At 23.5% G+C, this 9863-nt stretch carries 6 protein-coding genes, 2 tRNA genes, 1 other RNA gene and 1 pseudogene; all 10 read right to left on the reverse strand.

Going from position 1 to position 9863, the window contains the following annotated elements; translation table 11 throughout:
* Positions 1–429 precede the first annotated feature (429 nt).
* The 10 genes and pseudogenes from AB6A63_RS00885 to AB6A63_RS00930 all read right to left on the reverse strand — a co-directional run bounded on the left by AB6A63_RS00885 (position 430) and on the right by AB6A63_RS00930 (position 9825).
* Positions 430–1017: a site-specific integrase gene (locus tag AB6A63_RS00885; RefSeq protein ID WP_370430822.1), complete on the reverse strand. Its 588-nt coding sequence runs from the start codon at positions 1015–1017 to the stop codon at positions 430–432.
* A 169-nt stretch (positions 1018–1186) separates the two neighbouring features.
* Positions 1187–1330 (reverse strand): hypothetical protein, encoded by a 144-nt coding sequence (locus AB6A63_RS00890; RefSeq protein WP_370430817.1) that lies wholly within the window; start codon positions 1328–1330, stop codon positions 1187–1189.
* Positions 1331–1484: 154 nt separating this feature from the next.
* A complete protein-coding gene (locus AB6A63_RS00895; protein ID WP_370430818.1) occupies positions 1485–2102 on the reverse strand; it encodes a hypothetical protein in 618 nt (205 codons plus the stop codon).
* Positions 2103–2175: 73 nt separating this feature from the next.
* Positions 2176–2604 carry a hypothetical protein gene (locus tag AB6A63_RS00900; protein ID WP_370430819.1) on the reverse strand — a complete coding sequence of 143 codons (429 nt, stop codon included), beginning with the start codon at positions 2602–2604 and terminating at the stop codon, positions 2176–2178.
* A 37-nt stretch (positions 2605–2641) separates the two neighbouring features.
* Entirely contained in the window at positions 2642–5353 is a 2712-nt protein-coding gene (locus AB6A63_RS00905) for a PHP domain-containing protein (protein WP_370430820.1), read from the reverse strand.
* A gap of 10 nt (positions 5354–5363) precedes the next feature.
* Positions 5364–6866: a lysine--tRNA ligase gene (gene lysS / locus AB6A63_RS00910; protein WP_370430821.1), complete on the reverse strand. Its 1503-nt coding sequence runs from the start codon at positions 6864–6866 to the stop codon at positions 5364–5366.
* A gap of 167 nt (positions 6867–7033) precedes the next feature.
* Positions 7034–7471: RNase P RNA component class B (gene rnpB / locus AB6A63_RS00915), an RNA gene on the reverse strand.
* Positions 7472–7683: 212 nt separating this feature from the next.
* A pseudogene (locus AB6A63_RS00920) lies at positions 7684–9567 on the reverse strand (polyribonucleotide nucleotidyltransferase); the annotation flags it as partial.
* An 88-nt stretch (positions 9568–9655) separates the two neighbouring features.
* Positions 9656–9731: transfer RNA gene (locus AB6A63_RS00925), tRNA-Asn, on the reverse strand.
* Positions 9732–9749: 18 nt separating this feature from the next.
* Positions 9750–9825, reverse strand: a tRNA-Val gene (locus tag AB6A63_RS00930).
* Between the last annotated feature and the right edge of the window lie 38 nt (positions 9826–9863).

The raw sequence follows: 9863 nt of genomic DNA on the forward strand, positions 1-9863 counted from the left end.
AAAAAAATTTATTTTAAAAACTCTTTTATTTTTTTAAATAAAAAATCATTAATAAAAAGTATTATTAAAATTTAATAATTTAAAAATATATCAATATTATTATATATAATTTTATAAATAATGAACCTAATAAATTATATAAAAAAAATTTAAACATTTTTTATAATAATAATTTTTCAATAAATAATTTAATTTTAAATGGTTATTTGGATTGACAACGTTTTAAGATTTCCATTTTATTGTCTTTTAAAACTTTTTTTATAATTTACAACAAATTATCAAATAAAGAAAAATTAATCTAAATGGAATCTAGTTTTAATAAAAAAAATTAAAAAAATAAAGTAGTTTTTTAATCCCAAAAAAAGTGGTACAAAACCACTTAAAATATAATTAAACTTTAATTTAAAAACAATTTATTTGTTTTTTAAATTAAAGTTTTTGAAAAATTTGATCTAAATATTTTTTCTTTTGTTTAAAATTAGGATGAACATAAAAATCTAAAGTAGTTTTGATATTAGAATGCTCCAACAAGACACTAACTGTTTTATAATCCGCTTCATTTTCAATTAAACGAGCAGCGAAACTATGTCTTAAACCATGAAAATTTAAAAAAGGAATCTTTAACAATTCTAAAACTTGATGATAATAATAATCGAAACGTCGAGGTTCTAATGGCTTCAAACCATTCGTTAACACAAAAAAATGAGGAAACAAATTTTTTTTAAAAGGTTTTAAAGTTTTTAATAAATTTTGAGATAAAGGAATTTCTCGAAAAGCGTTTATTGTTTTAACATCTGTTAATTTAATTTGTGTTTTACGAGACCGTGCCTTAGAATTAATTTTTTTGATCCGTTGTAAAGTATGAACGATTCTAAAAAATCCTGTTTTAAAATCTAAATCACCCCACCACAACCCACAAATCTCGCCAATTCTTAAACCAGTTTGTAAAGTGATTAATAATCCTAAATTCTTCCAACTAAAATGATTTTGACAATATAAAAATAATTTTTTTATAATTCGTTTTAGTTAAAATTTTGGTAACATGAGGTTTTAAAGCGGAAGGATATTGAAAATTAAAAGTCATTTGTGGCTGATGACTATTTTTAATACCGAATTGTAAAATCATTTTTAAAACTAAAATATAGTTTTTAATCGTCTTTACTTTAAAACCATTTTTTTTTTTTTTTTAAAAAAACAAAATGAAAGATTGTATTTCAGCTTCTTTAATGTGAGAATATTGTTGAAAATAAGGATTTAAATGTTTATAAATAATTAAATAATAAACTGCTTGAGTTGATTCTTTAATGTAATTTTTTTGGTTCGAAACCATTTTCGACTTAAAGTTGTAAAATTTTTTTTGACATTATCAAATTCTTTCTTTTTAAGATTTATTTCATTTGGCTTGCGCCACTTTTTTTGGATACAAAAATAAGAAAGAAAATAATAATCAAAAAAAATCTTTAATATTTAAAATAAATATTTTTTTATTCTAAGCTTTCTAATAAATATCGAAAACTAGGTAATAATTTCAACAGACAAAAAATACTAAAAACAAAATTAACCACAAAAGGAACAAAACTATAAATAAAAGAAAAAAGCATAATATTCTGTTCTAAAAAAGGTAATTTCGTACCATGGCTTAAAATCGCTGGAGCGTAAATAAAACAAGTAGAAAGAAATAAAAAAAACATTCTCACTAAACAAACTATTAAAAAAAGAAAAAAAATTTTTTTCGTATTTAAGGAATCTCTTTTTTTAACAAAACAAAATCCTGAAATGTTCAAAACCCAATCAGATAAAAAATAATCTAAAAAAATAGATAACCAAATTTCTTTATGATTCAAATTTAAACTTTCAGCGAAAGCGAAAAAAGAAGCAAAACTTCTTGAAAAATGCCAAAAAGAATAGAACAAAGAAATAAAAAAAACACTTTTAAAACCTAATAAAACCCCACCTAAAAAGATAACGATAAGAGGCAATTTAAAAAGATTAGAAAAAAAATAAATTTTAAAAATTTGCAAAAACGAAAAAAAATCTAATAAAATAACTATACTTATAAAAAAAGAAATAATTATAACTTTTTTTAAAAAAAGTTGTTTCATTAATTAAAATCCTCAAAGAAATTTTTTCTTAATTTCAAATTTTTATCAAAAGAAATATTTTTAATAATTATTTTTATTTTAAACGAAATATTATTCTAAAAATTAATTCTAAAAAATATATAAAAAAAGGATATGAGATAAATAGCCAAATTCCCACAACAGCCCCAACAAAAAAACCGATACTCATCCCGATAAAACCTTTTTTATAAACAAACAAAGCGATAAAAAAAATAATACCTATAAACATTGATTTAAATCCGATTAAATTTTGTTCCTCAGGTTCTGCATCATGTATTTTTTCAATTTCAGATGGTTTTATGCTATGATCTGCTCTGTTTTTATAAAATTCCCTATTAATATTAAACAAAAGAGATAAACTAATCAAAATAAAAGCTAAAGAAAACAATAAAATGCAAAAGTACTTATTTTCTTTAGAAAAATAAAAAAGCGTTTTTTCTTTTAATAATAAAAATATTTTCTTAAAACTGTTCATTAATAACATAATCTCCTTTTTTATTAATTTCTATAAACAAAAAAAATTAAAAAATAAAATAAGTTAAATTAAAACCAAAAATTCTGCTAATTTCTTTTTGTAAGATTTCAGGAGATAATTCTTTATTTATAACTTTTGTATTTTGAGGTAAATAACGTCTATGTTCAAAATATTCAAACAAATCAACTTCATTTAATAAATCGTTTTTATTAAAATCAAAATTGTCACAAATACCAGACAAAAATAAATCTTTCAAGACGTTATTATTTAACACTGTCCGACATCTATTGATGAAGTCATAAACATCCGAAAATATTCTTTTTTTTCTTTCCTTAATAATAAAAGAAGCTGTCACTGGACTAACACTTTTAATTAAAGTAAAAGGTAATCCGATAGTTCCTTCATCTGTTAATTGGTATTCTAAATCACTTGCTAAAATATCAGGAAGAAAGATTTTGATTGATTTTTGTTTTTGAATCTGTGTTAAAATTTTATTTGTTTCAGTCGGATTTTTTTGAGACTCTTCTAAAATAACTTTTAAAAAAAAGATTAAATAATGTGTTTTCAAAAAAGCCATTCGATAGCTAATTAAAGAATAAGCCACACTATGACTTTTATTAAAACTATAATCAGAAAATTTCAAAATATAGTCATAAATTTTAAGTGATAAACGTAAAGAATTTCCGTTACGCTGACTCAATTCTAAAAAATTTTTTTTATTTCGATCTTCTTCAAGATTGGAATTTTTTTTCGAAATCATATATCTCATAAAAATTTCTGCTTCACCAAAATCACAACCCAAAACATGTACGACGATTTCCATAATTTGTTCTTGATAAAGAATCAAACCGTTGGTATTTTCTAAAATATGTCCGATAGATTGATATATTTCTTCATCCATCAAAAAATTTCTTTTTTTGGTTTTATTATAATGATAATTATTTATATAATGAATTTGACCCGGTCGATTCAAAGCTAAAACAGCTATAAAATCTTGAAAATTAGAAGGTTTAATTGTTCTTAAAACTTTTTTAGCTGAAACGGATTCTAATTGAAAAATATATTCTGTCTGACCATCTTGCAGTAATTGATAAGTTTCTTTATCATCTAAAGAAAATTGATCCCAAAAAATTTTTTCTTTTCTTTTTTTATTAATTTCTTTTAAAATTTTATCTATTAAAGTTAAACTTTTTAAACTTAATAAATCGATTTTTACCAATCCTATTTTCTCTAAATATTTAGCCTCTAATTGAGTTTGATACAAAAAAGGAGAATTACTATTGGTATTTTTTTCTAAAGGAATAAATTGAAGTAAATTTTTATTACTAATAATAATACCTGCTGGATGGTTCCGTGTAAATTGCGGCATTCCTTCCAATTGAGAAATAATTTGCTTTTGTTTATGCTCTTGATATTTCAAAAATGGAAATTTTTTTTGATAATTTAAATAATTAGAATTTTTTTCAAAAGATTTTTGAGTTAAAGTACTAAAAGTAATGATATTAGATGTATATTCTGAACCATACTTTTTAAAAATATATTCTAATATAAGATATATTTTATCATCAGGAAAATCTAAATCAATATCTGGTTTTTTATTTCTTTTAGAATTCAAAAACCTTTCAAAAAGAAGATTATAAAATATAGGATCTACTTCTGTAATTCCTAAACAAAAACAAACCAAAGAACCAGACGAAGAACCTCTCCCTGGACCGACAAAAATCTCTTCTTTTTTAGCGAAATTAACTAAATCAGCTACAATCAAAAAATAATCTTCAAAATGCATATCTCGAATAACTTTTAATTCTTCATCAAGTCTTTTTTGATAAAGAACAAATTGAGAATCTGAAGAAGAAAAATTTTTTTTCAAAAAATCTGAAGTCAATTTCTTTAAATATTGAAAAGAATCACTTTCAGAAGTTTGTTTAAATTGAGGTAAATATAAACCAGGAGGAAAAATATTGATATATTCAATTTTCGAAATAAATTCATTTAAATTTAAAAATTCATATTCTTCTGAATAGGAAGAATATTTATCTTTAATTTCTTGACTACTCAAAAATAAAAAAGAAACTTCTTTTTCTTCTTTTTCTAAAAAATCTAAAGAACTATGTGTTTCTTCTTGTTCAACATGAAATAATTTTAATAATAAATCATGTGCTTCTTCTTGTTCTGGTTCCAAAAAATTAGTTTTATGAACAGGAACAATCTTAATTTTTAATTCTTTAATGATATCTAAAAAAATATAAACAAAAAGTTCTAAATAACCAGACTGTAATGAAAGACCAAAAAAAAACAAAGTCAAAGTTTCTTTTAATTTTAGTAAAATTTTTTCTATCAATTTACCTTCCATCATTTTAAAAAAAACAAATTCGATATTCGGTAAAATAAAAAAAAGACCTTCTTGTAATTTTTCTAATTCTTCTAAAGAAATATCTTTTTGTTCTGTTTTAACTAAATTAGAGATTTGAATTAAATGACGCACTCCTAAATCATTCGTGGCGTAAACTAAAAGACCGATTCGTTTTTCTTTGGAAAGAAGATTATTCAAAGATAAATAGACTTTAGTTCCTAAAATAGGTTTGATTTTATATTTTCGACAAATAAAAAGAAATTCTTGCATTCCATATAAATTTTGATCATCACTTAAAGCGATAAAATCATATTCATTTTCTTTCGCTTTTTTAACTAAAGATTCTAAATCAGGAATACTTTCCATAAGACTATAATAACTTTGAACATAAAAAACACCTGTCATTTCGAAACCTCTAATAAAATTTTTTATTTTTTTTGTTAACAGCGAAATGAGGAAATAAAATAACATCTCTGATATTAGAAGTATTAGTTAAAAACATACATAAACGATCTATCCCGATGCCTAAACCACCTGTTGGAGGCATTCCGTATTCTAAAGTTTCAACAAATTCTGTATCAATTTCTTCGACTTCGTCGTTTCCTAAATGTTTTTGTAATAATTGTTCTTGAAAACGTTTTTTTTGTTCAATGGGATCATTTAATTCTGTAAAAGCATTAACTAATTCTTTCCCTGCGATAAATAATTCAAATCTATCAACAAAGTCTTCGTTACCAATTATTTTATTAGCTAAAGGACTTATTTCGTAAGGATAATTATAAATAAAAGTAGGTTGAATTAAAGTACCTTCAACAAATTGTTGAAAAAAAACATCTATAACATGACCTTTAGTAAAAAAAGGTTCTATTTTAATATCATGTTTTTTAGCTATTTCTAAACTTTCTTCAAGTGTCATTTCTTGACGAAAATCAATATTTGTTTTTTCTTTAATTATATCAACCATATCATATTTATAAAATTTACTAAAATCAATATGATGTTCTTGATAATCAAAATCTAATTTACCTAAAACTTTCAGACAAACTTCTTTTAATAATTCTTCAGTTAAAACCATTATATCTTTAACGTTAGCGTAAGCTAAATAAGCTTCTACTGTTGTAAACTCTGGATTATGAGTAGCATCGATTCCCTCATTACGGAAAATTCTTCCTATTTCATAAACAGCTTTCATCCCACCAACAATTAATTTTTTCAATGGTATTTCAGTAGCTATTCTTAAGAAAAAATTAGATCCTAAAGCGTTATGATGTGTAATAAATGGTTTAGCTAAAGCACCTGCTGAAAAAGAATTTAAAATAGGTGTTTCAACTTCTAAAAAACCTCGTTCATCAAAAAAATTTCTAATAGATTTAAAAATTAAATTACGTTGAAGAAATCTTTTTCTTGTTTCTGGATTAACGATAAGATCAATATATCTTTTTTTTCTAATATATTCTTTATTTTTTAAACCTTTATATTTATCAGGTAAAGGAATTAAACTTTTACTTAAATGAATAAATTTTAAAGCTTTAACAGTTAATTCATTTGTTTTTGTTTTAAATAAAAAACCGTAAATACCTATAATATCTCCTAAATCAGAATTTTCATAAATTTGAAAATCTTTTTCAGGAATAATTTTTTTATTAACATAAACTTGAATAGAAGCATCAAAATCTTGTAAATTTAAAAAACCAGCTTTACCTTGCAATCTCTTAGTGATAATTCTACCCGCGATCGAAACATGAATGTTTTCTTCTAATAATTCAGAAGAGTTTTTTGATTTATGATTTTTAATAATATCTTCTGTATTGTCTTTTACAACAAAATAATTACTAAAAGGTTCTACTTTTAATTTTTTTAAATCATCTATTTTTTTGATTCTAATAAGAGATTGTTCGTTTTTGTTTTGTGTATCCATAAAATTCCATTTATAAACCTTTTTTATATATAAAAAAAATATTTAAAATTATTATCTAATATAAATTATATAAAAAAATAAATAATTTTTTCGATATAATAAGAAATTTAATCTCTTAAATAAAAAAAAGAACCTTTCAGAAAAAAGATTCTTTTTTAAAAAATAACATTAATAAGCCATGTTCTGTTCTTATTTATTGAATAAATTACTTATACAATAAATAAGCAGTGACCATTTATCTCTATTTTTATTTCTAAAAATAGCATAAAAACCAACCATAAAATTATTTCATTAGGAAAATTGATTTTTACATGCTCCTACCATAATTTTAGATTATTAGCTTGAGGGGTTTACCGCGTTTCACCTAATTATTTCTAATTAACTCGTCTCTGTGGCACTTTATTTTTTTATCTTCATAGATAGATTATAAACACAAAAAAACCCTTAGAAAATAAAAAAGCCGTTACCCGAAATTAATCAAGTACCTTAAGTTATTTGTTCCTTAAGCACAAAAACTACATGCTTTCCTAACAACATGTGCTAACATGGACTTTCCTAAACTTAATTTTACTTTGATATAAAATTAAACCTCGATCACTACTTTGTTATTTTTCAACATTATTATAACAAAATTTACAAAAAGAAATATATAAAAATAAACAAATCATTTTCTTTTATTTTTGTTGTTTATAACAAACTTTTTTTATTTAAAAGAAATTATTGATTTTATTTAATAAATAAAAAAGACCAATAATGAAAAATACGCATTTTCATATATTGATCCGAAAAAATATTTTGATTAATAAAAACCTCTTGTTAATTTAAGAATATAATCAGCTGTTTTTTCAACAATTTTCATATCATGATGTGTTATAAAAATTTTTCCATCTGGTTTGATATCTATTTTAACATTTTCATTATTTTCAATAATTTGAGAAATAATTTTTCCGCCTGGTCCTATAATATCTCTTATTTTGTTCATTTTAACTTGAATTATTTTTACTTTAGGAGCATAAACAGATAATTCTTTTTTGCTTTCAGGAATAGTTAATTCCATTTTTTTTAAAATTGTTAAGATTCCTTTGAAAGCTTTCGCTAGTGCTTCTTTTAAAATATCAAAATTAATTTTATCAGTTTTGATATCCATTTGTAATGCAGTAAAACCGTTTTTAGTTCCTGCTGCTTTTAAATCCATATCACCATAATGATCTTCTAAACCTTGAATGTCAGTTAAAATAGCGTAATTGTTTTCATCTGAAAAACATCCCATAGCAACTCCTGCTACAGAATTTTTTAAAGGAACACCAGCATCCATTAAAGCCATAGAAGCTGCACAAACAGTAGCTTGAGAAGAAGAACCATTAGATTCTAAAATTTCTGAAACAACTCTAATAGAATACGGAAACACTTCTTCAGAAGGTAAAACATAAGATAATGCTTTTTCTGCTAACATCCCATGTCCGATTTCTCTTCTAGAAGGCGCCATATATCTACCTGTTTCACCAACAGAAAAATGAGGAAAATTATAATGTAAAATAAAACGTTTTTCTTCTTCTTTGGTTAGATTATCAATCATTTTGCTTTCTCTTAAAGTTCCTAAAGTAACAATTGATAAACTTTGGGTTTCGCCTCTAGTAAAGAGAGCTGAACCGTGTACTCTTGGTAAAAAACTAACTTCCGTGTCGATATGTCTAATATCGTCCAATCCTCTACCATCTACTCTTTTTTTATCATGAATAACCATTTTTCTAAATTCTTGATTTAATAAAAGATTAAAAATATTTTCCATAGTAGTAATATATTTTTTTTCTTCTTCTAAAGAAGTAAAGTTTTTATCTTTTTTATATTCTTCAAATAAATCATTTTTTAAATTAGAAATGTCATCCTTGAATATGTTTTTATTGCTTTTATTTTGATAACTTGTATATAAAACGTCTTTTATTTTTGGAGAATAAATTTGTTCTATTTTTGTATACAATTCTTTATCTTTTCCTTCGTCTTCATCAGATAAAATTTGTTTAGGTTTGTTTATTTTCTCTTTAATACTATATTGAAATAAACAAAGGTCTTTTATGATTTTATGACCGAATTGCATTGCTTCTAATAAAATATCAGCAGGAATTTCATTAGAAATAGCTTCAATCATATTTAAACTATCTTTTGTACCTGATAAAGTTAATAAAAAATCCGATTTAGCTTTTTGTTCTGTATTCGGGTTAGCAATAAAATTATTTTTTATTATTCCTACACAAATGGCAGAAACAGATTCTGTAAAAGGAATATCAGAAACTAATAAAGATAAAGAACTTCCGAATAAAGCAAATATTTCGTTGTTATAATTAGAATCACTACTAAAAATAGTATTAATTATTTGAACTTCTTTTTTAAATTGTTTTGTAAACAAAGGTCTTAAACTTCTGTCAATTAAACGAGAATTTAAAACTTCGTAATCAGAAGGTTTACCTTCTCTTTTATTAAAATTTCCAGGTATTTTTCCTACAGAATAAAATTTTTCTTGATAAATAACCGTCAAAGGAAAATAATCTAAAGAAGTATCTTTTTTACTCGCTACTGCAACAGATAAAATAACAATATCTTTATAAGATATTAATACTGAACCGTTAGTTTGTTTAGCTAATTTATTAATTTCAACAGTTAACAGATTATTTTCAAAAATAGTTTTAAATATTTGAGAATCCATTGAAGATATCCTTATTTTAAAAATAAATATAAAAACCACTTTTAAAAATAAAATTAATTAATAAAAATTAAATTAGTCTTTTTATTAATGGCGCCTATACTAGGGCTCGAACCTAGGACCCTCTGATTAACAGTCAGATGCTCTACCAACTGAGCTATATAGGCATATGTTGATAAAAAAGATGGTAGAGGATGAGGGACTTGAACCCCCGACATTCTGCTTGTAAGGCAGACGCTCTCCCAACTGAGCTAATCCTCTATTTTAAACCTTGGCGAATCTTATCTTGGCTTTTTTTT

Source organism: 'Camptotheca acuminata' phytoplasma (assembly GCF_041276565.1).
In the GTDB taxonomy this organism is placed as follows: domain Bacteria; phylum Bacillota_I; class Bacilli_A; order Acholeplasmatales; family Acholeplasmataceae; genus Phytoplasma.

Bases quoted from the DNA above. Each gene is read 5' to 3' on its own strand.
- AB6A63_RS00890 (WP_370430817.1), bottom strand. From the start codon at position 1,330: ATGGTTTCGAACCAAAAAAATTACATTAAAGAATCAACTCAAGCAGTT.
- AB6A63_RS00895 (WP_370430818.1), bottom strand. From the start codon at position 2,102: ATGAAACAACTTTTTTTAAAAAAAGTTATAATTATTTCTTTTTTTATA.
- AB6A63_RS00900 (WP_370430819.1), bottom strand. From the start codon at position 2,604: ATGTTATTAATGAACAGTTTTAAGAAAATATTTTTATTATTAAAAGAA.
- AB6A63_RS00905 (WP_370430820.1), bottom strand. From the start codon at position 5,353: ATGACAGGTGTTTTTTATGTTCAAAGTTATTATAGTCTTATGGAAAGT.
- lysS (WP_370430821.1), bottom strand. From the start codon at position 6,866: ATGGATACACAAAACAAAAACGAACAATCTCTTATTAGAATCAAAAAA.